At 65.5% G+C, this 25,408-nt stretch carries 22 protein-coding genes; 19 read left to right on the plus strand and 3 right to left on the minus strand.

Features of this window, described 5'->3' with window-relative positions; translation table 11 throughout:
• From XI03_RS04640 to XI03_RS04665, 6 genes are all read left to right on the plus strand, one after another.
• On the plus strand, positions 1–695 hold a 695-nt coding region (locus XI03_RS04640), incomplete at its 5' end, for a tetratricopeptide repeat protein (protein ID WP_271591461.1).
• 159 nt (positions 696–854) lie between these two features.
• Positions 855–1,538: an OmpA family protein gene (locus XI03_RS04645; RefSeq protein WP_038950746.1), complete on the plus strand. Its 684-nt coding sequence runs from the start codon at positions 855–857 to the stop codon at positions 1,536–1,538.
• A gap of 158 nt (positions 1,539–1,696) precedes the next feature.
• Positions 1,697–2,626 carry an efflux RND transporter periplasmic adaptor subunit gene (locus XI03_RS04650; protein WP_028143894.1) on the plus strand — a complete coding sequence of 310 codons (930 nt, stop codon included), beginning with the start codon at positions 1,697–1,699 and terminating at the stop codon, positions 2,624–2,626.
• A complete protein-coding gene (locus XI03_RS04655) occupies positions 2,626–5,775 on the plus strand; it encodes an efflux RND transporter permease subunit (RefSeq protein ID WP_271591462.1) in 3,150 nt (1,049 codons plus the stop codon). Before XI03_RS04650 ends, XI03_RS04655 begins: the two co-directional genes overlap by 1 nt.
• 32 nt (positions 5,776–5,807) lie before the next feature.
• Positions 5,808–6,143: a DUF6883 domain-containing protein gene (locus XI03_RS04660; protein ID WP_152036310.1), complete on the plus strand. Its 336-nt coding sequence runs from the start codon at positions 5,808–5,810 to the stop codon at positions 6,141–6,143.
• Positions 6,140–6,379 (plus strand): DUF4926 domain-containing protein, encoded by a 240-nt coding sequence (locus tag XI03_RS04665; protein WP_271591463.1) that lies wholly within the window; start codon positions 6,140–6,142, stop codon positions 6,377–6,379. Before XI03_RS04660 ends, XI03_RS04665 begins: the two co-directional genes overlap by 4 nt.
• A 3-nt stretch (positions 6,380–6,382) precedes the next feature.
• Here XI03_RS04665 and XI03_RS04670 read toward each other — a convergent pair whose 3' ends face one another.
• The gene (locus tag XI03_RS04670) at positions 6,383–7,057 is read right to left on the minus strand and encodes a Crp/Fnr family transcriptional regulator (protein WP_028143892.1); all 675 of its coding nucleotides are present in this window, start codon (positions 7,055–7,057) and stop codon (positions 6,383–6,385) included.
• Between the two features lie 245 nt (positions 7,058–7,302).
• Here XI03_RS04670 and XI03_RS04675 point away from each other — a divergent pair, with 245 nt between their 5' ends.
• From XI03_RS04675 to XI03_RS04730, 12 genes are all read left to right on the plus strand, one after another.
• Positions 7,303–9,366 carry an AsmA family protein gene (locus XI03_RS04675; RefSeq protein ID WP_271591464.1) on the plus strand — a complete coding sequence of 688 codons (2,064 nt, stop codon included), beginning with the start codon at positions 7,303–7,305 and terminating at the stop codon, positions 9,364–9,366.
• 244 nt (positions 9,367–9,610) lie between these two features.
• Positions 9,611–12,058 carry an adenylate/guanylate cyclase domain-containing protein gene (locus tag XI03_RS04680; protein WP_271591465.1) on the plus strand — a complete coding sequence of 816 codons (2,448 nt, stop codon included), beginning with the start codon at positions 9,611–9,613 and terminating at the stop codon, positions 12,056–12,058.
• 866 nt (positions 12,059–12,924) lie between these two features.
• Positions 12,925–13,956 (plus strand): virulence RhuM family protein, encoded by a 1,032-nt coding sequence (locus XI03_RS04685; RefSeq protein ID WP_271591466.1) that lies wholly within the window; start codon positions 12,925–12,927, stop codon positions 13,954–13,956.
• Between the two features lie 202 nt (positions 13,957–14,158).
• The gene (locus XI03_RS04690; protein WP_271591467.1) at positions 14,159–15,025 is read left to right on the plus strand and encodes a hypothetical protein; all 867 of its coding nucleotides are present in this window, start codon (positions 14,159–14,161) and stop codon (positions 15,023–15,025) included.
• 166 nt (positions 15,026–15,191) lie between these two features.
• Positions 15,192–15,899, plus strand: coding sequence for a GntR family transcriptional regulator (locus XI03_RS04695; protein ID WP_271591468.1), 708 nt, complete (start codon positions 15,192–15,194; stop codon positions 15,897–15,899).
• A gap of 53 nt (positions 15,900–15,952) precedes the next feature.
• The gene (locus tag XI03_RS04700) at positions 15,953–16,918 is read left to right on the plus strand and encodes an ABC transporter substrate-binding protein (protein WP_271591469.1); all 966 of its coding nucleotides are present in this window, start codon (positions 15,953–15,955) and stop codon (positions 16,916–16,918) included.
• 2 nt (positions 16,919–16,920) lie between these two features.
• Positions 16,921–17,676 (plus strand): ABC transporter permease, encoded by a 756-nt coding sequence (locus tag XI03_RS04705; RefSeq protein WP_028143883.1) that lies wholly within the window; start codon positions 16,921–16,923, stop codon positions 17,674–17,676.
• Positions 17,655–18,461: an ABC transporter ATP-binding protein gene (locus tag XI03_RS04710; protein WP_049801915.1), complete on the plus strand. Its 807-nt coding sequence runs from the start codon at positions 17,655–17,657 to the stop codon at positions 18,459–18,461. Before XI03_RS04705 ends, XI03_RS04710 begins: the two co-directional genes overlap by 22 nt.
• Positions 18,462–18,468: 7 nt before the next feature.
• Positions 18,469–19,290 (plus strand): ABC transporter permease, encoded by an 822-nt coding sequence (locus XI03_RS04715; RefSeq protein WP_028143881.1) that lies wholly within the window; start codon positions 18,469–18,471, stop codon positions 19,288–19,290.
• 9 nt (positions 19,291–19,299) lie between these two features.
• The gene (locus XI03_RS04720) at positions 19,300–19,959 is read left to right on the plus strand and encodes a polysaccharide deacetylase family protein (RefSeq protein WP_271591470.1); all 660 of its coding nucleotides are present in this window, start codon (positions 19,300–19,302) and stop codon (positions 19,957–19,959) included.
• Positions 19,960–19,962: 3 nt separating this feature from the next.
• Complete coding sequence (locus XI03_RS04725) at positions 19,963–20,832, plus strand: fumarylacetoacetate hydrolase family protein (RefSeq protein ID WP_271591471.1); 870 nt, start codon at positions 19,963–19,965, stop codon at positions 20,830–20,832.
• A 48-nt stretch (positions 20,833–20,880) separates the two neighbouring features.
• Positions 20,881–21,924 carry a cobalamin-independent methionine synthase II family protein gene (locus XI03_RS04730; RefSeq protein WP_271591472.1) on the plus strand — a complete coding sequence of 348 codons (1,044 nt, stop codon included), beginning with the start codon at positions 20,881–20,883 and terminating at the stop codon, positions 21,922–21,924.
• 33 nt (positions 21,925–21,957) lie between these two features.
• On the opposite strand, the gene XI03_RS04735 is transcribed toward XI03_RS04730, so the two are convergent.
• Positions 21,958–23,250 (minus strand): Spy/CpxP family protein refolding chaperone, encoded by a 1,293-nt coding sequence (locus XI03_RS04735; RefSeq protein ID WP_271591480.1) that lies wholly within the window; start codon positions 23,248–23,250, stop codon positions 21,958–21,960.
• 183 nt (positions 23,251–23,433) lie between these two features.
• The gene (locus tag XI03_RS04740; protein WP_271591473.1) at positions 23,434–24,483 is read right to left on the minus strand and encodes a LysM peptidoglycan-binding domain-containing protein; all 1,050 of its coding nucleotides are present in this window, start codon (positions 24,481–24,483) and stop codon (positions 23,434–23,436) included.
• 180 nt (positions 24,484–24,663) lie between these two features.
• Between XI03_RS04740 and XI03_RS04745 the strand changes: the two genes are divergently transcribed.
• Positions 24,664–25,371, plus strand: coding sequence for a hypothetical protein (locus tag XI03_RS04745; RefSeq protein WP_271591474.1), 708 nt, complete (start codon positions 24,664–24,666; stop codon positions 25,369–25,371).
• The last annotated feature ends 37 nt before the right edge of the window (positions 25,372–25,408 follow it).

Consider the following 25,408-nt stretch of genomic DNA (forward strand, 5'->3'; position numbering starts at 1 on the left):
CGACACCGCCTCCGCCGCCGAAGCCGGCCGACACCGCTGCGGCGCCCGCGCCTGCTTCTCCACCTCCTGCGCCTGCGCCGGCCCCCACGCCGAAGCCGCAGGTCGAGGCCGCCCTGCCCCCGCCGCCACCGCCGGTCAAACCGATCGATCCCGCTCCGGCGCCGAGCACGGACAGCGGGCCGAGCGCTGCCGCGCTGGCCGACGATCCCACGATCAAGAGCCTGACCTCCAAGATCGCCGCCAATCCTGATGACGTGAACGCGCTGTACCGGCGTGGCCAGGTCTATGCCAGCAAGGGCGCCTACAACCTCGCCATCAAGGATTTCGACGACACGCTCCGGATCAACACCAAGGATGTCGAGGCGCTGAACAACCGCTGCTGGACCCGCACCGTGGTCGGCGACCTCCAGGGCGCGCTGAAGGATTGCAACGAGGCGTTGCGGCTGCGGCCCAACTTCGTCGATGCGCTGGACAGCCGCGGGCTCGTCAACCTCAAATCGGGCGCGGTCAAGAATGCCATCGCCGATTTCGATGCGGCCCTCAGGATCAACCCGCGCCTGACTTCCTCGCTCTACGGACGTGGCCTCGCCAAGCAGCGCAATGGCTCCGCCCAGGAAGGCGCGCTTGATATCGCCAATGCCAAGGCAATGGATCCGAACATCGTTCAGGAGTTCGCAAGCTACGGAGTGCGCTAGTATTTTTTTGAATTGAGGCAGGCGGCGCCTCGAACCCTTGGTGGCCCAGGGAAGACTAACGAACGGATGCCGCAGGCAGCCTTCCCCGGGGGGCTCATTGCAGGAATTTTGGCAGGAATTTTGGAACCGCGCGAGCTGGCTGCGCAGGAGGGACTGGTTATGAAATCGGCTGCAAAGGGACTTACCGCGATCCTGTCCATCATCACTCTTGGCATCACTCTTGGCGCCACGCTGTCGCTGCCGGCCTCGCCGGCCTTCGCTGGCGATGACGGCAACAGCAAGAACGTCACCGAGGACGACATCGTCCGCGCGCTGGCGCCGCCGGCCAAGAAGCCCCTGACCCGCGGCCTCTCGATCGCCCCGCAGGCCGATCCCGCGCCGAACGCGGCCGAGACCAAGCTGATCCAGTCGGTGCGCGGCCGCTCGACGCGTTCGCTGTCCTCGACCGAGCGCGAGGAAATCGCGTCGGTCGCCAAGGACAAGCCGAACATCGATCTCGAAATCACGTTCGACTACAACTCCGCCAATATCAGCGCCAAGTCGATGCCATCCGTGCAGGCGCTCGGTCGCGCGCTGACCAGTCCCGACCTGAAGGGCTCCACCTTCGTGGTCGCCGGTCACACCGATGCCGCCGGCGGCGAAACCTACAACCAGGACCTGTCGGAACGCCGCGCGGATGCGATCAAGCGCTATCTCGTCGACAAGTACAGCATCTCCGCCACCGACCTCGTCACCGTCGGCTACGGCAAGAGCAAGCTGAAGAATCCGAGCCAGCCGATGGCAGAGGCCAACCGCCGCGTGCAGGTCGTCAACATGGAAAACAAGACCACCGCATCGAAGTGAGCACGACGCAATCCTCTGAAGTGACAAGTCGTGATGTGGTGTAAAGTCTCGCCTCCAAAGCGCGTCCCGCGGCCTTGCGGGACGCCGCTTTGTTTCAGGGAAACGTTCTCGATGGGCCTCGCGCGGACGGCCGTGAGCCAGGCCAGGATGATCCGGCGATGAATCTCTCCGAATATCTCAAGCCTGCCGGAACGGTGGTGTTCGTCGTCGCGCTCGGCGTCGGCTATTACCTGTTCGAGCATCGGAAGCGCGCCGAGCCGAAGGAAACGCAGAGCGAGGCGCTCGTCATCGTGACGAAGTCGACCAATGCCTGCTTCTCCGACCTCGTGCGGGTGACCGGCTTCTTCGTGCCGCGCCGCGAGGCCGTGGTCATCGCCGACCAGGAAGGATCCAAGGTCACCGATCTCTTCGTCACCGAAGGCACCGTCGTTGCCGACAACCAGGAGCTGGCGCGCCTGACCGCGCCGCCGCAGATCCCGGGCCAGCCGCAGAGACCCGGTCCGCAAGGCCCGATCTCGCTGAAGGCACCTGCGCCGGGCCTCATCACCGAAGTCCGCACCATCGTCGGCGCGCCCGCTTCACCGCAGGCCGGCCCGATGTTCCGCATCGCCGTCAACAACGAGATCGAGCTCGATGCTCAGGTTCCGGCGGTGCACATGCCCAAGCTCAGTTCGGGCGCCACCGTGCGCATCAGCCGCGACGACGCGCCCGATTTGATCGGCCGGGTCCGGCTGGTTGCGCCCGAAATCGACCGCGCCACGCAGCTCGGCCGCGTCCGCATCAGCGTCACCAACAATCCGTCGCTGAAGGTCGGCGTGTTCGCCCGTGCCTCGATCGACGCCAAGCGAAGCTGCGGCGTCTCGATCCCCAAGACCGCGATCGACCATCTCACCATTCAGGTCGTCAAGGGCAACACGATCGAGACGCGCAAGGTGCGGGTCGGGCTCTCGTCCGACAACGCGACGGAAATCCTGGAAGGCCTCGACGTCGGCGAAATCGTCGTGGCCGACGCCGGCTCTTCGCTCCATGACGGCGACCAGATCAAGACCATGTTCGCCGATGAACTCGATCGCACGCGGGTACGCTGATGGCTCTCAATATCTCGGCTTGGTCGATCCGGAATCCGCTGCCGTCGGTCGTCTTCTCGATCATCCTCTTGATTCTCGGCTGGGTGTCTTTCACCAAGCTCGCGGTGACGCGGCTGCCTTCGGCCGACATTCCCGTGATCTCGGTCGTGGTATCGCAGTTCGGCGCGGCGCCCGCCGAGCTCGAATCGCAGGTGACCAAGACGGTCGAAGACGCCGTCTCCGGCGTCGAGGGCGTGCGGCACATTACCTCACAGATCACCGACGGTGTGTCGGTCACCACCATCCAGTTCGCGCTTGAAACCAACACCGACCGCGCGCTCAACGACGTCAAGGACGCGGTGACGCGTGTCCGCTCGAACCTGCCGCAGAACGTCACCGAGCCGCTGATCCAGCGCGTCGACGTCATCGGCCTGCCGATCGTCACCTACGCCGCGATTTCGCCCGGCAAGACGCCCGAGCAGCTCTCCTATTTCGTCGACGACGTGGTCAAGCGCGCGCTGCAAGGCGTGCGCGGCGTCGCCCAGGTCGAGCGCATCGGTGGTGTCGAGCGCGAGATTCTTGTTTCGCTCGATCCCGACCGCCTGCAGGCGATGGGGCTGACCGCGGTCAATGTCAGCCAGAGCCTGCGCGGTACCAATGTCGACGTCGCCGGCGGCCGGGCCGAGATCGGCAAGAACGACCAGGCGATCCGCACGCTCGCCGGCGCAAAGACGCTGAGCGATCTTGCCGGCACCATGATCCCGCTGTTCGGCGGCGGCGAGGTCCGGCTCGACGATCTCGGCACCGTCACCGACACCATCGCAGACCGCCGCACCTTCGCCCGCTTCAACGGCGAGCCGATCGTCGCGCTCGGCATCAAGCGCTCCAAGGGCGCCAGCGACGTCAAGGTGGCCGAGGCCGTGCAGAAGCGCATCGACGTACTCAAGGCCGCCTATCCCGACGTCGACCTGAAGGTGATCGACACCTCGGTCGAATATACCAACGGCAATTACCACGCGGCGATCTCGACCCTGTTCGAAGGCGCCATCCTCGCCGTCGTCATCGTGCTCTTGTTCCTGCGCGACCTGCGCGCCACCATCATCGCCGCGATCTCGCTGCCGTTGTCGATCTTCCCGGCGTTCTGGGCGATGGACCTGCTCGGCTTCTCGCTGAACCTCGTCAGCTTCCTCGCCATTACGCTGTCGACGGGTATCCTGGTCGACGACGCCATCGTCGAGATCGAGAACATCGTCAGGCACATGAACATGGGCAAGTCGCCCTATCGTGCCGCCCTCGAAGCCGCCGACGAGATCGGCCTCGCGGTGATCGCGATCTCGCTCACCATCATCGCGATCTTCGCACCGGCGAGCTTCATGTCGGGTATCGCCGGACAGTTCTTCAAGCAGTTCGGCATCACCGTCTCGGTGCAGGTGTTCTTCTCCCTGCTCGCGGCGCGCTTCGTCACGCCGGTGCTCGCCGCCTACTTCCTCAAGCCTGGCACTCACGAAGAACCGCCGCCCGGCCGCGTGCTGCGGTCCTATCACAGGATCGTGGCCTGGTCGGTAAAACACTATTTCATCACGGTGCTGGTCGGCTTCGGCGTCTTCGCCGCCTCGATCTGGAGCATTACGCTGTTGCCGCAGGGTTTCCTGCCGGCGCAGGACAGTTCGCGCTCGCTGCTTGCGCTCGAGCTGCCGCCGGGCACCCAGCTCGCCTATACCGAGAAGGTTACCGAGGACATCGTCGCGCGCCTGCGCAAACGGCCCGAGGTAAAGAGCATCTTCGTCGACGGCGGGCGCGTTCCACCGGGCACCCAGGAAGTCCGGCGCGCAGCACTGATCATCAATTACACGCCCAAGGATGCCCGCGACATCACCCAGCGCGAGCTCGAATTCTCGATCAGCCAGGAATTGGAGAACATTCCCGACATCCGCTTCTGGTTCCTCGACGAGAACGGCCTGCGCGCCATCTCGCTGGTCGTGACCGGTGTCGACGCCAACATCGTCAACAATTTCGCGAGCGAGCTCGCGACGCAGATGAAGCGGATTCCCACCATCTCCAACGTGATCTCGGAAACCACGCTTGAGCGGCCCGAGCTGCGCGTCGAACCGCGCGCCGATCTCGCCGCGCGGCTCGGGGTCTCGACCGAAAGCCTGTCGCAGACCATCCGCGTCGCCACCATCGGCGATGTCGGACCCGCGCTCGCCAAGTTCGACGTCGGCGACCGCCTGGTGCCGATCCGCGTGCAGCTCGAGGATGCCGCGCGCGGCAATCTGAAGACGCTGGAGCAGTTGCGCGTGCCGCTCGGCGAGCACGGCGAGAAGGGCGGCGTGCCGCTCTCGGTCATCGCCGACGTCAAGCTCGACCAGGGTCCGACCAGCATCAACCGCTACGATCGCGAGCGGCAGGCGACCGTCGCCGCCGACCTCGTCGGTTCGGCCGCGCTCGGCGACGCCACCAAGAAGATCTACGACCTGCCGGTGATGAAGAGCCGGCCGAAGGGCGTGAAGGTCTCTCCCTCCGGCGACGCCGAAAGCCTGAACGAGCTGTCCGACGGCTTCGCCACCGCGATCACGGCGGGCCTGATGATGGTCTACGCCGTGCTGGTGCTGCTGTTCGGCACCTTCCTGCAGCCGATCACCATCCTGTTCTCGCTGCCGCTCTCGATCGGCGGCGCCATCGCGGCCCTGCTCATCACCGGCAAGCAGCTCACCACGCCGGTGTGGATCGGCATTCTGATGCTGATGGGCATCGTCACCAAGAACGCGATCATGCTGGTGGAGTTCGCGATCGAAGCCATTCACGCCGGCAAGCCGCGCGAAGAGGCGATGATCGACGCCGGCATGAAGCGCGCCCGCCCGATCGTGATGACCACGATCGCGATGGCCGCGGGCATGATGCCGAGCGCGCTCGCGGTCGGCGCCGGCGGCGAGTTTCGCTCGCCGATGGCGCTCGCGGTGATCGGCGGCCTGATCTTCTCGACCATCCTGTCGCTGGTGTTCGTGCCTGCGATGTTCATGGTGATGGACGATTTTGGCGCCCTGATCTGGCGCTTCGCCAAGCGGCTGATCGTGCACAGCGAGGATGCCGAGACGGACGGTCATCACGGAGCGGCACCAGCGGAAGCAGGGCCAGCGCCGAAGAATATCATCCACCCCGCGGCGGAGTAGGGTTCGAGCGGCTGGAGCCGGATCAGGTTACTATGACGCACATCCCGAATGGTGAGAAAGCGAGCGTCGACATTCGGAAGATCGAAGATTATTGCCTCAATCCCTTGCATCCACGCGGCCGGCATAAGGCAAGAGTTTTCCGCGACGCACTAGACCTTCAGCGTGGAGATGCCATGTGGCTTCGCGACGCACTGCTGGAAGCCGCAATTTCCGGCGATGCGTCCGAAGTTGCGACGGATCGCTGGGGCACCCACTGGCGGGTGGATGTCCTGCTCAGGCGACATCGGAAGCAAGCTGTGGTAAGAACCGCATGGATCATACGGGTCGGCGACGACCGGCCGACCTTTGTCACTTGTTGGGTGCTATGATGAGCGCAACGAACAAGAAGGAAGATCGGGCACCGCGAGCGCTGGACGTCGTCGCATTGCTCGCAAACCTGCCTGAGCACAGGTTGGCGAGGGGAAACGTTGGCACGATCGTCGAAGAGTTCGACGACGAGACAGTACTTGTCGAATTCAGCGACGACGATGGGCGGCCCTACGCCGTTGCGCCCTGTTTGCGATCCGAGCTGCTGCTCTTGCACTATGTGCCGGAGGCAGCCTAGCTGCTACTCGTTCCGCGCGATCGCGGTCAGCTTGGTCATGTTCCGCAGCAGGATGCGGCCACGCTGCAGATCGAGGATCGCTTCCTTGCGCCAGGCCTGCAGCTGGCGGTTGACGCTCTCGCGGGCGGCGCCGACGAAGACGCCGAGCTGCTCCTGCGAGATGTGCACCTCGGAACCGAAATCGGCGGCGAGTGCGCAGAGCCGCCGCGCCAGGCGCACCGGCAGCGGCTGCAGCATGGATTCCTCCATGCGCTCGCTCTGCCAGCGGATGCGCTGGCACAGCAGCGCGATGATCTTGATCGCGACCTTCGGCTCGCGTTCGAGGAAGCTGAGAAAATCTTCGCGCCGCAGCACGAACAATTCGCTGGCCTCGCCCGCGGTCGCATCCGCGGTCCGATTCTGGCCGTCCAGCACCGCGACCTCGCCGAACAGGTCGCCCGGGCCCATGAAATTGAGCGTCAGCCGGCTGCCGTCGGAGGCACCTGTCTCGATGCGGACCTGGCCGCGGCGCACGCCGAACAGCGCGTTGCCGGCATCACCCTTCTGGAACAGCACCTCGCCGTTCCCCAGGTGCTGGGTGTGACAGAGATTGGACAGCCGCTGGAGCTCGTCTGCACCGAGATCCGCGAACATCGCGTTCATCTTCAAAATGACCGCAAATTCGGCCTGCTTGCTCATTCCAATGTCCTTGTGAAGTCCTGGTCAGTCATCTTGTCAGACGCTTGGCAAATCGCTTGAAACCATCACGATCAGGATCGCGTAAAACCGCGTCGGGGAAGTGTGTCATAAGTCACATAACTTTGCAGCACCCCCTGACTATTTTTACGCGCTTGGAGCCGCTTCCCGTCCCGGGATAAACTCGGCCGCGAAGGATGGATAGCCGGCGGGATTCGACGCCGATCGTCCGTCAGTGGAAAGTCGAGATGAGAGCAGTAAAATTCGCCGGCGCGGCATTGGCCGCCGTCATCGTCGTGATCGCACTCCTGCTGGTGGTCGGAATCCCCTCGGGCTTCCTGACGTCGACGATCGCCTCGCGCGTCGAGAGCGCGACCGGCTATCGTCTCTCGATCGACGGCACCACGAAGATCAGCCTGTGGCCGACGCTGAACGTCACCCTGAACGACCTCTCGCTTGCCGACCCCCGGGATCGCAGCGGCATTACGCGCGTGACGGTCGACAGCGTGCAGGCCGACATGTCGCTCTCCAGCGTGTGGTCGGGCCGCCCTGAGATCCGCGAGCTGATCGTCACCCATCCGGTGCTCTACCAGCCGCTGCTGCGTGAACGCCTGCCGAATGCGGGGGGCTCGTCGAAGCCGCTCGCGCTCGATGTCGGCGGGGCATCCATCGACCGCGTCAAGGTCACCGACGGTGAGGTCGCATTCGCGCGCGTGCGCGACCGTGTCGAGGGCCGCATCAGTGCCATCAACGCGGAGGCGACCATCGGCCGCGACCGCAAGGTCAATGTCACCGGCACCGGGCGCGTCGGCGACCACCCGACCAAGTTCGACATCAAGGCGACCACGCCGGCGCCACCGGCCGACCGGCCGACGATCCCGGTGGATTTCGCCATCGACATGCCCGACGTGTTGAAGTCTCAGCTCACCGGCCATGCCGAGATGCGAATGAACGGCGACGTCGTGATGATCAACGGCGTGAATGGCCGGCTCGGCGATGGCACATTCAATGGCTGGGCTTCGGTCGACATTGCGAGCAAGCCGCTGGTCAAGCTCGACCTCGACTTCCAGCGACTGGCAATTCCGCTGGCGAAATCGCCGGAGGGCGCAGCCGGGCAGCCCTGGAGCAATGCGCCGATCGACGTGTCCGGGCTCAATTATGTCGATGCGCAAGTGCGGATCTCCGCGAGCGAGGCCGTGATCGGCGACGCCCGCATCGCGCCGCTGGCGCTCGATGCAAAGCTCGCCGGCGGCGTGCTGAAGGCCGGCACCGCCAATCTCGGCGCCTATGGCGGCCAGGTCTCGGGCGAGGTGATTTTGGATGCGACCAGCGGCGCGCCGAGCTTTGCCATGCATTCCGATCTCGTCGGCGTGCGCGCACTGCCGCTGCTGCAGGGCCTTGCCGAATTCGACCGCATCGACGGCAAGCTGCAGGCCAAGCTCGCTCTTCGCAGCGCCGGCGCCAGCCAGCGCGCGCTGATGGCGAACATGCAGGGCACCGCCTTCGTCAATTTCCAGGACGGCGCCATCCGCGGCATCAACGTCGCGCAGATGATCCGCTCGCTGACATCGGGCACGTTGTCCGGCTGGCAGGACAACCAGAACGCCGGCCAGGAGCAGAGCACGGATTTGTCGCAGCTCTCGGCCTCCTTCCGCATCGACAAGGGCCAGGCGGTGACGACCGATCTCAACCTGATCGGGCCGCTGGTGCGCGTCACCGGCGCCGGCACCATCGCGCTCGACACCAAGATGATGGGTTTTCGCGTCGAGCCGAAGCTCGTGATGACGACCGAAGGTCAGGGCCGCGCCAATGAGCCGGTCGGCTTCGGCATTCCCGTGATGATCCAGGGCAGCTGGTCGCAGCCCAAGATCTACCCTGATATGGCCGGCATGCTGGACAATCCCGACGCCGCCTATGCCAAGCTGCGCGAGATGGGCAAGGGCCTGTTCGGCCCTGACGGCGCCGGGCTCGGCAACATTCTGGGAAGTTTGGGTCTCGGTGGCACGACTGCACCCGGCGGCAACGCGGCCGGCAACGCCAATCCGCAAGCCCAGCAGCCGGGGCAGAACAATCTGCTCGGCGGCCCCTTGGGCGAAGCCATCGGCAATTTGATTCAGCAGGGACTTTCCAGCGGCGCGGGAAGCAGCACTGGCGCCGCGCCAGGCAGTGGCCGCAGCCGCAGCCTGCCGGCAACGCCGTCCACGCCGTCGCCGCAGGCCTCGCCCGCGGCTCCAGCCCTTGAGGACCCGCCGGTCGCGCAGCAGGACAGTCAGCCAATGAACGACGTGCTGCGGCAACTCTTTAACCGGTGATTGGCGGGCTGGGCTCCACGGCAATCCCCTTACATCAGCTTCCCCGCCACCGGCTTCCTCCGAACGGATGAGGCTGCGGCAATTCACCGGCCTTCCGCCGGCCCCGGCGTCCACAGGGAGTAACCACGCCGGCCGGTCCCCGGCCCGCGCGGCGGTCCTTTGGCCCAAATTGTGATAGAACGGCCGGGAAGGGCCTGCACGGCCCGTGAGCGCGCAGCGTCGATGGCGGCGCGAGAGGATCGGGATGGCAGGAGCGAACGACAAGACACGGTTTCTGCGCGAGGGCCTGTTCGCCAAATACGTCGTCTCCCTCGTCGGCCTCGTCGTGTTCGTCCTCGCCGTCAACGGCGCGATGGAGACCTGGATCTCCTACCGCGCCACCAAGACACAGCTGACCGACGGGCTGGAGGACAAGGCGCAAGCTGCCGCCCGGCGGATCGAGCAATCGATCTCGGAGCTCGATCGCCAGATCAGCTGGGTGACGCGGGCGAGCCAGGACACCCTCGAAAAGCGCCGCGCCGACTACGCGTCGCTGCTGCACCAGGTCTCGGTCGTCAACCAGCTGTTCCAGCTCAACGGCGAAGGCCGCGAGGTGCTGCGCGTCTCCCGCCAGTCGACCACGACCGGCAGCAATGCCGATCTCTCCCGCGACATGCGCTTCACCGACACCGTCGCCCGCGGCGTCAGCTATGCGCCGGCCTGGTTCGCCGACCGGACCCCGTTCATGTCGATCTCGGTGGCGCATTCCGGCTTCAATGCCGGCGTCACCGTGGCCGAGATCGATCTTGGCTTTCTCTCCGACTTCCTGTCCGACGCGCAAGTCGGCAAGGCCGCCTTTGCCTATGTCGTCGATCCCCGCGGCCGCGTGCTGGCGACGTCGTCGAAAGGGCCCGATGTCGGCAAGGATTTGTCGAAGCTGCCGCAGGTCGCGGCCGCGATCGCGCCTGGCCATGAGGCCGACAGTTCGGGCACCGACTTCAACGGCCATGCGGTGATGAGCGCGGCGAGCACGGTGCCGAAGCTCGGCTGGAGCGTGCTGTTCGAGCAGCCGACCACGCAGGCCCTGACGCCGATCCGCGACCAGCTGGTGCGCATCGCGCTTCTGATCGGCATGGGGCTGATGGTCGCGATCCTCGCCGGCACGCTGCTTGCCCGCCGCATGATCATTCCAATCACCGCGCTGCGCGACGGCGCCTACAGGCTCGGCGAGGGTGATTTCAGCCACCGCATCGAAGTGCGCACCGCGGACGAGCTGGAGGACCTCGCCGGTCAGTTCAACCGCATGGCCGGCCAGATCCAGGAGACCTATTCGGACCTGGAGACCAAGGTCGAGGAGCGCACGCGCGATCTGGCGCAGTCGATCAACGAGCTGAAGGTGCTCGAGGAGGTCGGCCGCGCCGTCGCCGCCTCGCTCGATCTCAACGCCGTGCTGCCGACGATCGCCGCGCGCGCGATCGAGATCACCCATGCCGACGCGGTGCTGATCTACGGCTTCGATGCGGAGACGCGCCGCTTCAACCTGGTCGAGGCCAACGGCATCGACAAATCCCCCGACGGCGCCCATGTCACCATCGACGAAGGCGAGAACATCCTGAGCGATGCCGCCGAAAGCGGCGAGCCGATCGCGATTGCCGAACCTGGCGCGGCCGCCGAGCAGCCGCTGCGCGAGGTCGCCATCGCGGCCGGCTTCCACTCGGTGCTGGTGGTGCCGCTGGTCGACCAGCAGGGCACGCTCGGCTCGCTGGTGGTGCTGCGCCGCGCGAGCGGCGAGTTCGCCGCCAGCATCATCGGCCTGATGCGCACCTTCGCCAACCAGGCCGTGCTGGCGATGCGCAATGCGCGACTGTTCACCGAAGTCGACCACAAGAGCCACGCCCTGGAGACGGCGAACGAGACCGTGCGCGCCCAGGCCGACAAGCTGCGCGAGCAGACCGAGCAATTGAAGAACTGGAACAAGTCGCTCGAGGAGCGCGTCAAGACCCAGCTCGGCGAGATCGAGCGCATCCGCAAGCTGGAGCGTTTCCTGGCGCCGCAGGTGGCGCAGCTGATCGCCTCCTCCGACAGCCCCGAAGGCCTGCTCACCAGCCAGCGCCGCGAGGTGACCGTGGTGTTCTGCGATCTGCGCGGCTTCACCGCGTTCACGGAAGCGACCGAGCCGGAAGAGGCGATGAACGTGCTGCGCGAATATCACGCCGCGCTCGGCAAGCTGATCTTCAAATATGAAGGCACGCTCGACAAATATGCCGGCGATGGCGTGATGATCCTGTTCAACGCGCCGATCCAGTTCGAGGACCACACCAAGCGCGCCGTGAAGATGGCGGTGGAGATGCGCGACACCATCGGCCCGCTGACCGAGCGCTGGCGCAACCGCGGGCACAGCCTCGGCTTCGGCATCGGCATCGCGGTCGGCTATGCCACGCTCGGCCAGGTCGGCTTCGAGCAGCGGCTGGAATATGCCGCGATCGGCAGCGTCACCAACCTCGCCTCGCGCCTGTGCGGCGAAGCCAAGCCCAACCAGATCGTGGTCAGCCGCCGCGTCTACGGCATCGTCGAGCCCTGGGTGGAGGCGCGCGCCCTCGACGATCTCCAGCTCAAGGGTTTCAATCATCCCGTGCTGGCGATGGAGATTTTGAACTGGCGCGAGGAAGTCGAGAACGTGGCAGATGCCTCGGCGGTGCGACGCCGCGGGTAGCTTCTTCGCCTGCCTCGCATGGTGAGGCATTGCCCGCTATCACTTACAAACAGCATGTCGCGATCCCGCGGCACATGGCGCCCGGGTTTAGCTTCGTCACGGCACCCTTCGAAATGGAAGGGCGCAGGGAAGACCGGGCACCGGCTGGCACCCGTAAGACCCCTGTGCATGAGTGCGTGATAGTCGCTCACAGGGGAGAAACAGGTGCGGCCGAATGCCCGGCCTTCCCTGCGCAGTGGTTGAAACGGCTTATGTCGCGCTCTCGCCGGTGAGTCGATCCCTTTGCCACCGTCGCCTTGCAGCTTTCATGGGATGCACAGGTCCGGTCGGACCAGCGCACCGCTGCAAGACTTGACGCCGGATATTCGGGCGTCACGACCACACGATTTTGCCGTACGCGAGCCAGCACCGTCGTACACGCGCCCGCTGATCGCTCACGGGGACTACCCGCCCTGCGACCGCATCTGGCACCAACGCCGCCCGCGTCCACCGCTCCTCACCCACGAACCCTGACGATCGCGATCCGTCCCTTACCGGGGGATGAGTTGGAGGCAGCATAGGGTGTGTCGCGCTTCTGGTAAAGAGAATTTTTGATTATTCGAAATCAAGCAACGTTGCGCAGGAGAGCGCTCGCGCCATTTGCAAGCGCTGATCGAGGATGTCTTTGGAGACAGCCGAGCTCTAGGCTCGTCGCCATCCTGTTGTGAACTAAGCAAAAAGATAATGCGCAAGCGACGTCCCCTATCGTAGTACTAGGCGCACGTTTGACTGCGACAGTCGGGAAGAATGGCACGGGTCCGGGAAAAGGCTCAGGGGCGAAAGTCGATCGCGGCGAAGGCGGTCGAGAAGATCGTCGAGGCGGTTGCATGAGCGCCCCCCCGTCCCGCGGCGAGCTGATCCTCTACCGCACCGAGGACGGGCGGGACACAATCCGGCTGCGCGTGGTGGATGGCACGGTTTGGCTGACCCAGGCGGAAATTGCGGCGCTGTTCGACACCACTAAGCAGAATGTCAGCCTACACTTAAAAAATGTATTTTCTGACAAAGAGTTACGACAGGACTCAGTTGTCAAGGAATCCTTGACAACTGCCGCCGACGGCAAGGCCTATGCGACCTCATACTACAATCTCGACGCCATCCTGGCCGTCGGCTACCGCGTCCGAAGCCCGCGCGGCAGCCAGTTCCGCCGTTGGGCGACCACGGTGCTGCGCGAGTTTCTGGTCAAGGGTTTCGTGCTCGACGACCCCAGGCTGAAGGAACCAGGCGGCCTCGACTATTTCGATGAGCTGCTGCGCCGCATCCGCGACATCCGGGCGTCGGAAAAGCGATTCTATCAGAAGGTCCGCGATCTCTTCAAAGCAACGAGCGTTGACTACGACGGCACCGCGGAGACTGCGAAGGCGTTCTTCGCCACGATCCAGAACAAGCTGGTGTTTGCCATCACCGGGCATACTGCCGCCGAACTGATCGTCGCACGTGCCGATCCCGCCAAGCCCCACATGGCGCTCACCAGCTGGGCCGGCGACCGCATCCGCAAGGCGGACGTCACGGTGTCGAAGAACTATCTGGACGCTGGTGAGATGGAACAGCTCAACCGGCTCACCACTATGTTCCTCGATTTCGCCGAGGATCGCGCCTCGCGCCGGCAGGAAACGCGAATGGCGGACTGGATCGCTCAGACGGATCGCTTCCTCGCCTTCAACGAACGCGACATCTTGAAGGGCAAGGGGCGGATATCGCACGAGCGGATGGAGGAGATCGTCCATTTCCGGTTCGAGACGTACGACGCCGACCGTCGGGCTGCCGAGACGATCGAGTCCGAAAAGGAAGCCGAGGTGGATTTGGCAAAGCTCGAAGCCGAGGCGAAGCGGCTGACGAAGCGCGATCCGGATTCATGAGGGCGTTCACCGGGCCGTCAGACTGGCAAGAGAAGGCGACCCAGATGGTGCTAGGGTAGACGGAAGCCCAATCGGAGGGTTGGGCGGCGGCTTACGCAACCGCATTGGTTGTCCCCGCGAACGAATCCCCCCGAACCACATCCCTCTTCCCCGCGACTAACCCTCGCCTCAACGGCGAGGCGACTTTGTTGGGAGACTACCCGTGGCGCTTGCCTTGCCTTCGCGTGCTTATGATCTGCAGATGCTGGACCGTCCCGCCGATCGCGCGCGCGACCAGGGCTGGGTCTATGGCCTGCCGCCGGGTATCAGCAGCGAGCAATGGCCGCTTGATCCCGTCACCGGCTATCCGCTGATGCACGGCTTCACGCTGCTGCTGCCGGAAGATTATCGCGTGCATGGCGAGGACATCGTCGCGGTGTCGTTCTTCGCCACTCCGGCTGATCACACTGACGGCGGCGCGACCGATGTCCCCGAGATCCGCGACGCCGTGATGGCGCGGCCATCGCATCCGCGCCTGTCGCGCATGACCGACATCCTCGACTACGAATATGCTGCGCTGTTGCTGACCAGAAGCGAATACGAAGGCGCGTTCGCGACACCGCCGGCACCGCTTGCGCTGGCGACGGCGGAGCGGCCGCGCTGGCTCGATGTCGGCGGCGCCAGCGCATTCTACGGGGCCGCCCCGCCCTTTGCGCAGAAGATGTTCGCCGGCCCTCCGCGCCCCGATCTGACAGAGAACCTCGGAATCGCCTTGATGCCGCGCGCGACCGATCCCAACGCCGGCAAGGCCCCGCAGGACCCGCACTTCCCGCGCAACCCGCCGAGCGACTATCAGCCCTACTACTACTTTGTCGGCGGCGTCGCGAGCACCGAGAATTACCGCCTGCACGACTGGGCCAAGGACCACGCCCACAACCATCTCGGCGGCACCATGCGGCCGTGCCAGGCGGTGCCGGAGATGAGTCCGTTCTATATCGAGTTCGAGGAATATCTCGGCGGCTACAATTTCGGCACCGGCAACGCGCAGTTCGACTTCAGGGACATGAAATTCGACTGGGCGTGCGGCTGATCGAAGCGGCTTCGGCGGCGTAGGCGGGACAGGCCCCACCGATGGAGATTCCCGAGCTTCCAACGCCAGCCCCAGCTCGCCTGCCATAAAAATCGATTTTCGATTTTCTATTGACCCCGGGATGCCGCCTTGCAATCATCGCCCGATGGGTCCGCTTCAGTTCGATATGTCCGGAAACCCCGGCGATGGTCCGCGCAGCCTGACGTCGGCGCTGCATGAGCGGCTGCGCGCCGACATCCTGGCGGCGCGGCTGCTGCCGGCCCAGAAGCTGCACATCGCCGGCCTCGCCAAGCAGTTTTCGGTGAGCCTTGCCGCCGTCCGCGAGGCACTGTCGCGCCTCGTCGCCGACGGCCTGGTGCAGGCCTCGGACCAGCGCGGCTTCCGCGTCAGCCCGGTGTCGCTCGCCGATCTTGCCGACGTGACGCAGACCCGGATCGACATCGAGGGCCTCGCGCTGCGCCGGTCGATCGAGCGGGGCGACGATGCCTGGCTCGAATCGGTGAAGTCGACCTGGTCGGCTCTGAAAGCCGTCCCCTATCACTACCCCGATGATCCCACGGTGCATTACGAGGAATGGGTGATCCGTCACCGCATTTTCCACCGTGCGCTGGTCAACGCCTGCGGCTCGCCATGGCTGCTCGGCTTCCGCGACGTGTTGCACGAGCAAAGCGAGCGATATCGGCGTCTGTCGATCCGTCGCGAGCCCGGCGTCAAGCCGCGCGACGTCGAGGCTGAGCACGCGGCGATCGTCGCGGCCGTGATGAAGCGCGACGCCGATGCGGCGGTTCGCGCTCTGTCAAAGCATTTCGGTATCACCAAGGAATTCGTCGAGCTGGCCGCCTCGCGCATTGCGGAGGTGAGCCGCACGACCTGACGATCCGGACGAATCCGGCACACAAGCAAGAAAAGACAGACCGGGAGGAAACAATGAAGATCAATCGCCGTCATGCGCTCCTATCGCTCGTTGCCGCCGCCATCCTGGCCGGCCCCGCGAACGCCACCGACACCATCCGCGTCGGCCTGCCCACCAAGACATATTGGCCAACGACGATCGCCGAGACGGCGGTGCGGCAAAAGCTGTTCGAGAAGGAAGGCATCCAGGCCGAGCTGACCATCTACCGCAGCGGTGCCGAGACCTTCGAGGGCATGGCCGCAGGCGCGGCCGACATCATCCTCGATCCGCCGTCGCTGGTCTCCGCCGGGCGCAAGAAGGGCGTGATGTCGCGCATCGTCGCCAACGCCGCGATGGGCAATTTCGGCTGGCAGCTGATGGTGCCGACCAAATCCACGCTCGACGTCAAGGACCTCAACGGCAAGAAGGTGGCGATCACCGCGGCCGGCTCGGGCTCGGACCTGCTCGCGCTGTGGACCATTCAGGACAAGAAGATCGACTTCACGCGCGTGCCCGTCGGCGGTGGCGGCCTGGTGCCGAACCTGCTCGCCGGCAATGTCGAGGCCGCCGTGGTCTATTCGCCGCTGAGCTTCCAGATCTCGAAATCCGGCGAAGCCAAGACCATTCTCGACTATTCGACCGCTGTGCCGCCGAACCTCACCGCAGGCTGGATCGTGCTCGACAAGTTTGCCGATGCAAAACCCCAGATGGTGCAGAAGGCGGTGAACGCCCTCTACGGCGCGGTCGCATTCATGCGGGCCAATCGCGACGTCACCGTCAAGCTGATCGCCGAGCTCTACGAAATGCCGCCGGAGATCGCCGGCCTCGAATACGACAACACCATCATGAAGCTGGAGACCAGCGGCGACATGGGCGCGGCCAACGTCAGCGCCGCCGTGCAGCTGTCGCTCGATCTCGCCAAGCTCGGCGGGCTCAAGGACATCGTGCCCGCCGAGGACGTGATCTCGACCAAGTTCAAGCCCGTCCCGACCAAGCCGTAACGATGCAGGGCACGCTCGCCATCAACCTCGCGCGGATCGCGATCATCGTCGCGGTCCTGGCGCTGTGGGAAATGCTGTCGCGCACCGGCATCGTCAATCCGCGGCTGCTGCCGTCGGCCTCCGACACATTCGTGACGCTCGGCGAACTGCTGCAGCGCGCCGCGGTGCAGAAGGATTTGATGGTCACCGCGACCGAGGTGCTGACGGCGTTCGCGCTGGCCGTGCCGTTCGGCGCGCTGATCGGCTTCCTGGTCGCGGAGAACCGCTACTTCGCCGATGTCGCCAAGCCGCTGCTGTTCTTCGCCTTCAGCATCCCGAAGTCGATCTTCCTGCCGATGTTCATCCTGGTGTTCGGCGTCGGCTTTGCCCAGAAGGTCGGCTTCGGCTTCTTCTCCACGATCTTCATCGTGATCATGTCGACCACCACCGCGGTGGAGTCGGTCAAGGTCGAGCATCTGACGGTGGCACGCTCCTATGGCGCCACGCGGATGCAGACCGCGTTCCGGGTCTATCTGCCGAGCATGCTGCCGGTGCTGCTGGAGGCCTTGCGGATCTCCATGATCTTCAACCTCACCGGCGTGATCCTCGCCGAGATGTACGCCTCGCGCGACGGCATCGGCCACCAGATCGCGACCTGGGGCGAGAATTTCCAGATGAAGCAGCTCCTCGCCGGCGTCGTGATGGTCGCCGCGATCGCCATGACCTTCAACGAACTTGTCAGATGGGTGGAAACGCGATGCAGCCATTGGCGAACGTGACCCAATTGAAGCCCGCCCCGCGCGCCGGCGCGATCGAGGTGAAGAATGTCGGCCAGGTGTTCAAGACCCGGTCGCAGGACGTCGTCGCGCTGGAGGACGTCTCCCTCGAGGTCAAGCCCGGCCGCTTCGTGGTGCTGGTCGGACCCAGTGGCTGCGGCAAGTCCACCCTCCTGATGATGATGGCGGGCCTGCGCCAGCAGACCGCGGGCACGATCACCATCAGCGGCGCGCCGATCCTGCAGCCCGACCCCGACAGGGTCGGCGTGGTGTTCCAGGAAGCGAGCCTGTTTCCCTGGCTGACGGCCGAGGACAATGTCGAGTTTCCGCTGGCGCTGCGCGGCGTGCCCAAGGCCGAGCGCCGCGCCAAGGCGCAGGATGCGCTCAAGCTGGTCGGGCTCGAAGGTTTCGGCAGGCGCCATCCGCACGAGCTCTCGGGCGGCATGAAGCAGCGCGTCTCGATCGCGCGCGGGCTGGTGCAGGATCCGCCCGTGCTGCTGATGGACGAGCCGTTCGCAGCGCTCGACGAGCAGACGCGCATGACCATGGGCGACGAGCTGCTGCGCATCTGGGCGGCGACCGGCAAGACGGTCGTCTTCGTCACCCACAGCCTCACCGAAGCCGTCTATCTCGCCGATGAGGTGATCGTGATGTCGGCGCGGCCCGGCCGCATCGTCGACCATCTTCAAGTCCAGCTGCCGCGGCCTCGCACCTACGAGATGCTGAGCGGCGATGCGTTCGGGAGCCTGCGCGACCGCATCTGGCGGCATATCCGCAAATCGGCGTGAGGCGACGATGAGCGCCAGGATCAGTGCAAGAATAAGCGCGAGGACGTTGCGATATCTGATCGTGATCGGCCTGATCGCCTTGTGGGAGCTGCTGCCGCGCACCGGGCTCATTGCCGAGCTGTTCCTGCCCTCGCTATCGTCCACCTTGATGGCCGGATGGACCGACGCCGGCGAATATGGTCATGCGCTGGCAGTCACGCTCTACGAGGTCGTGGTCTCCATGGCGTTCGCCTGCGGCGGCGGCATCCTGCTCGGCGCCGTCGTCGGCAGCCTGCCGCGCCCGCGCGTGTTGATCATGCCGATGGTGTCGAGCCTCTATGCGGTGCCGCTGGTGATCCTCTATCCCGTTTTCACCGTGTGGCTCGGCATCGGCTCGGAATCCAAGATCGCGTTCGCCTCGATCTACGGCTTTCTGCCGACGATGCTCGCGACCGCTGCCGGCATCCAGACCATCGATCCGCAGCTCCTGCTCGCGGCCCGCAGCATGGGCGCGACGCTGAGCCAGCGGCTGGTCCGCGTCATCATCCCCGCGGCGATCCCGACCGTCCTGTCCGGCCTGCGTGTCGGCGGCGCGCTGGTGATCGTCGGCGTCGTCGTCTCGGAGATGCTGATCTCCTCGGCCGGCATCGGCTATTTGATCTCGCGCTACCGCACCATCCTCGACAGCCCGCACGTGTTCGCGGGCGTGCTGCTGGTGCTGTTCCTCGCGATCGGCTTCAACGCCGTAATCCGGTGGATCGAGCGCAAGGCGGCGATCTGGCAGACCGGCACCCGCGCCGGCCAGGCCAACGACGACATCGCGACAGGCGCGATGCAGCCGGCGACCTGAGGTAGCTGCGTGTACGATCTGACCCTGACATTCGACAACGGCCCCGATCCCGAGGTGACGCCGCGCGTGCTCGACATTCTCGGGACGCGCGGGATCAAGACCACCTTCTTCGTCATCGGCGAGAAGCTCGCCGACCCCGAGCGGCGCGGCCTTACGGAGCGCGCGCACCGCGAGGGGCACTGGATCGGCAACCACACCTTCACGCACAGCATCCCGCTTGGCGAGCAATCCGGGCGCGACACCGCGGAGAACGAGATCGGCCGCACGCAGGACGCGATTGGCGATCTCTCGCATCCGCAGCGCTGGTTCCGGCCGTTCGGTGGCGGCGGCAATCTGGACACGCGGCTGCTCAAGCCATCCGTCGTCGACTACCTCACCCGCAAGAAGCACAGCTGCGTGCTCTGGAATTCGATTCCGCGCGACTGGGACGACCCCGACGGCTGGACCGAGCGCGCGCTCGACCAATGCAGCCGGCAGCCCTGGACGCTGATGGTGCTGCACGATCTTCCGACCGGCGCGATGGCGCATCTGGAACGCTTTCTCGACCGCGCCGGTGCGGCCGGCGCCCGCTTCCGCCAGGACTTCCCGCCGGCCTGCGTTCCGATCCGGGGCGGCGAGATCGCGCTTCCGATCAACGACTATGTTTCCTCCATCGAAGAGAGTGTTTGACCCATGAAAGTCGCAAGCTTCACCATCGCCGGCAGTGCGAGCTATGGCATCGTCACCGACAAGGGTGTCATCGATGCCGGCAAGCGCCTGAAGGCCACTCCGACGCTGAAGGCGCTGCTTGCAAAGGGCTCGCTCGACGAGTTGAAGAAACTGGCCGCCGAGAAGCCCGACTACGCGCTTCAAGACGTCGCGCTGCTGCCGACGGTCCCCGATCCCGACAAGATCTTCTGCATCGGCGTCAACTACGCCACGCATCTCGCCGAGAGCGGCCACCCGACGCCGGCGCATCCGATGATCTTCACCCGCTTCGCCAACAGCCAGGTCGGCCACGGCCAGCCGATGATCCGGCCGCTGGAATCCGAGCGGTTCGACTATGAGGGCGAAATGGCCGTCATCATCGGCAAGGCCGGCCGCCGCATCGCGCGTGAAGCTGCGCTCAGCCATGTCGCAGGTTATGCCTGCTACAATGACGGCAGCATCCGCGACTGGCAGCGCCACACCTCGCAATTCGCGCCGGGCAAGAATTTTGCCGGGACCGGCGGCTTCGGGCCGTGGATGGTCACGACCGACGAGCTGACCGATGTCACCGCGCAGACACTGATCACCCGGCTCAACGGCGTCGAGGTGCAGAAGGCGCCGATCTCCGATCTCGTCTTCGACGTGCCGGCCCTGATCGCCTATTGCTCGACCTTCACTGAGCTCGTGCCCGGCGACGTGATCGTGACAGGCACGACCGGCGGCGTCGGCGCCTATCGCACGCCGCCGCTGTGGATGAAGGGCGGCGACGTCGTCGAGATCGAGATCTCCGGCATCGGCATCCTCAGTAATCCCGTCAAGGACGAGGGTTCAGTCGCAGCAACGCGCGCGGCCTGACCAGACGCGCTCACAACGGCGCTCGACAACAATAAGAAGGAGAACCCCATGCCCATGCCGACGCACATCCTGCCGACCACCGTGGTCGGCTCCTATCCGCAGCCGGAATGGCTGGTGAATCGCGCCATGCTGTCGAAGGTGGTGCCGCGCACCCGTCTGCACGACATGTGGCGGCTGCCGGCGGAGCATCTGGAGGAAGCCCAGGACGATGCCACCATCGTCGCGATCCGCGACATGGAACGCGCCGGCATCGACATCGTGACCGACGGCGAGATTCGCCGCGAGAGCTATTCCAACCGTTTCGCCACCGCGCTCGATGGCATCGACGGCGACAATCCCGCGATGATCGTGGCGCGCACCGGCAACACGAAGACGCCGGTGCCGCGCGTCGTCGGTCCCATCAGGCGCAAAGGCGCGGTCGAGCTGCATGACATGCAGTTCCTGCGTGAGAACACCGAGCGTGCGGCGAAGATCACCCTTCCCGGCCCGTTCACGATGAGCCAGCAGGCCAAGAACGAGTTCTACAAGGACGAGGAAGAGCTGGCGATGGCTCTCGCCGAAGCCGTCAATGCCGAGGCGCTCGATCTGCAAGAGGCCGGCGCCGACGTGATCCAGCTCGACGAGCCCTGGGTGCGCAACAATCCGGAGCTCGCCAAGCGCTATGCAGTCAAGGCGATCAACCGCGCGCTGCAGGGCATCACAGTGCCGACCGTGGTGCATCTCTGCTTCGGCTATGCGGCCGTCGTGCCGGGTTCGAACAAGCCGGCCGGCTATTCCTTCCTGGCCGAGCTCGACGACACCATCGCCGACCAGATCTCGATCGAGGCGGCGCAGCCGAAGCTCGACCTCGGCGTGCTCAAGGATTTGTCGTCGAAGAAGATCATGCTCGGCGTGCTCGACCTCGCGGACCCCGCGATCGAGAGCGTCGATACTGTCGCCGATCGCATCCGCAACGGGCTCAAATACGTGTCGCCCGACCGTCTGATCCCCGCGCCCGATTGCGGCATGAAATACATGCCGCGCGCGACCGCATTCGGGAAGCTGAAGGCCATGTGCGACGCGGCAGCGAAGGTCAGGCGGGAGATTAGCTAACCGATTTCACGGGGAGGCGTCTCGCCGTCGGCCTCACGCCCCGCGCTTCGGCCCGATCGCCTCGAAGCCGGCCTTCTGCTCGTCGGTCAGATCCGCCTCGAAATCGTCGAGCGCATCGGTGACGCCGTTCACCGCTTGCAGCATCGCTTGCAGCCGCGCTTTCACGGCGGTGAGGCGGGCCTGCGGTGTCTCGGGCGTCTGTGACGGGCAGGCACTGAGCGTTTCCATGGTGCGCAGCGTGGTGTCCTGGAGCACCTCGAAGCGGGCGCGGGCGGTGTCGTCGAGACGGAGCGTCGAGGCGACATCATCTGCCGGCCATTGCTGCTGCACGAGCTGCTCATACTGACGCTGCAGCTTTTCGTCATAACGGGGATCGCTATTCGGGTCGCAGGCGCTCGAGGCCTGCGCATCCTTGCTCGTATCCTTGCTCGTATCCTTGCGCTGCATGGACGCGAGCGCGGCACGACGGTCCTTGGAGAGCGCCTCGAGCTTGGCCTTCTGGCCGTCATCGAGCAGACCTGTGAACTTCGCCAGCGGCGCCTCGATGGCGTCGGCTGCCTTGATCATGGCCTCGATGCGCGCCTGCATCAGCCCCAGCCGTTCCAACGCGCTGGCGGGCGCCTGCGCCGGGCAGGCGGCACGGATGGTGTCGCGCGCATTGGTCCAGGCGGATGCGAGCTCGTCGAGCGCCACGCGCTGCAATTCGTTCGGCTGCAGGGCGCTGGCGATGCGGTCGACCGGCAGACCGCCGGTGTCGCTGGCCTCGCACAGGGTCTCCGCAGTCGGGACTCGTCGCCCGCGCCGGCCTTGCGGTGCGGTGTAGGCCGCGAGTTCGGTCGCCGCATAGGGCGCGAAGAGCGCGGCATAGATGTCGCCATAGCCGTAAAGCGAGAGGCTGGTCGCATCGCCGAAGACCACGGCATTGGTGAGGTCGTCATGCGCGAACGGCCAGAACACCGGGCCGACCCAGCCGTAGCTGCCGTCGGGATGGCGCCACCAACCCTGCGGTCGGCGACCGCCCTGCCAGCCCGACAAGGCCGCTTGCGCCGTGAGTGCCGCACGCAGGACGTAAGGATTGGAATTCTGGCCGCGCTCGGCGCCGCGCGGATCTTGACGTGGATCTTGCGACCTCAACGCGGCGGAGCGGTATCGGCCGCCCCGCACCGCCATGCGGGAATGGCGCAAGCGCGACATGCCGATCACATGGCCAACGGCGAAGCGTGCGACGCCAAGCGGACCGCCGCGCAATCCGAACTGCGCTTCAGCCTTACCGGGCAGCAGCACTGCCGCCATCATGATGGTCGCGCCTGCCAGCGCCAGTCCCATGCGTCCTGACACGACCGCTGACCTGACCAATTCGGCCTCCTCCCGGCTGCCCGCGCGCGCACTGCGGCGCATCGAGATGACGCGCGAGGGAACCAATTGTTCCCCGGGGATACAGGGCAAAGCGTCGCGGGCGGCGGCTGACTTCATTCCGCTCGCGGGAGAAGGAGGAGAAAGACCGCGCCCTCACTCCGCCTTTTGCGGCATCACAAACGTCTGGCCGGGATAGATCAGATTGGGATTGTGGATCTTGTCGCGGTTGGCCTTGAAGATCACGGCGTAGCGGGCGCCGTCGCCATAAGCCAGCCGACTGAGCGCCCACAGGCTGTCGCCGCGGGAAATCACCCGGCTGCCGGTCTCCGCCGGCGCGACGCTGAGGCCATCCGCCGGCGAGGCCGATGCAACGGTCGTCGCCGCCGGCGCCCGCGCCATGACGCGAGGTTTCGGCGCTCCGACCAGCTTCGGCCGGGCCGCGAGCCTGTCGGATACCGCGGCCAGATGCGGCGAGCCCGACTGCAGGGCGGCGACGACATCCGATTTGTCGTCCGGCTTCTCGGCCTGCTTCACGTCTTGCCTGGCGACCGGTGCCGGACGCGCGGGCGGCGGCGCCGCCTCGGCGATGGTCACCGGCATGGTCCGGCTGGACTGCGTGACCGTGCCATCCGGCGCCCTGGCGCGGAGCGTCAATTCATAGGAGCCGGCGGGAAGCTGCGGCGGGGTCATGACGAACTGACCCGAGGCGTCCGCGACCACCGTATCGAGCGGCTTGCCGTCGCGCAGCAGCTCGACCTTCGCACCCGGCGTGGCCTGGCCCGCAATCACCGCCGCCTCGCCGTGATCGTCGACGCGGGCGACGTCGAAACGAGGGCCGGTGTCGGCGACCGCCGGCGGCGGCTTGACCGGTGCAAGATCGGGCAGCGCCGTGACCTGCTTCTGAATCTCGCCCAGCGCGGCCACCTTCGGCTCGGGGGCTGGCGACGGCGACGCCGCGGGCGCAGGCGGCGCGATGGCGGCAAGCTTCGGCTGGTCCGGTTTGGGCTGTTCCAGTTTCGGCTCGGGCTTGAGGTCGACCTTGGCCTCGACCTTTGGTTCGACCTTGGACTCGGGCTTGGCGGCGACGGCGGTCTTGGTCCCGTCCGGCAGCAGGCGGCGCAGCTCGGTCGGGCCGATCACCAGCACCGTGCCGACCAGTGCGAGCAGGCAAAGAGCAATGAAGGCCTTGGATGCGGTCATCATCGGAAAAGAACCTTGGGTGGCAAATCAGCCGAGGGCGGCAGGGTGCGCCGAATTGGCTGCGGCAGCAAGACGGTCGATGGGATGAGACCTCCGTCCCGGCACTCAGGGATGAACCGGCGCCACCCCGCCGGCGTCAAATCACGCGAGGCCGCATCGCGGCATTTTTTGAGGAATTTTCCCGTGACCGCATTTTGCCGTTCCGCCCCAAGTCTCACCCTTGGGGTGGCGCTTGCCCTGACGCTTGCCGCTTCCCCCGCGCTTTCAGCCTCCGGCCCGCCGCCGGGGTTTGTCCTCACCGACAATGCCGAGCTGGCCTTCACCTCGCCCGACGGCGCCACCAAGCTCGAGCAGTACATGAAGGACAGTGAAGACCTTTTCGGCGTCAAATGGCAGGTCTGGGCGCGGCGCGGGGATCAGATGACGGAGCTGAAGCCCGAGCAGGGCTATGGCGCCGGCTTCCGCTTCACCAGCGACTCGCAATGGCTGGTGCGCATGCAGAAGACTGGCTCGGGCTCGCAGGACCTCTTTCTCTACCATGTCGAGAACGGGAAGTTCGTAAGCCCAACGAAGAAGTCGCTCAGCGATCTCGCCTGGGACTATTTCCACAGCCGTCCCGACACGAAGAAGATGAAGCTCGACTACCACATCTCGGCCAATCTCATGAAAGGCACGGAGGATGGGTATCGCTGGCTCGGCGTCGACTGGCCCAACAACCGCTACCTGCTGATCTCGCTGTCGGGCGAAATGGACAAGCATCCGAAGAACGTCGCCGTGAAGGGGCTCGCCGACTGGAAATGCCGCTATGACCTCAAGACCGGCAAGTTCGATGTCCCCGCGATGTTCGCCAAGGGCAATGCGGAAGCGCTTGAGTGGGAGATCAAGCGGTGAGTACACCGCAATCGCCGCGATCGCTGGAACAACCCTC

Source organism: Bradyrhizobium sp. CCBAU 65884 (assembly GCF_028128835.1).
Taxonomy (GTDB): domain Bacteria; phylum Pseudomonadota; class Alphaproteobacteria; order Rhizobiales; family Xanthobacteraceae; genus Bradyrhizobium; species Bradyrhizobium ottawaense.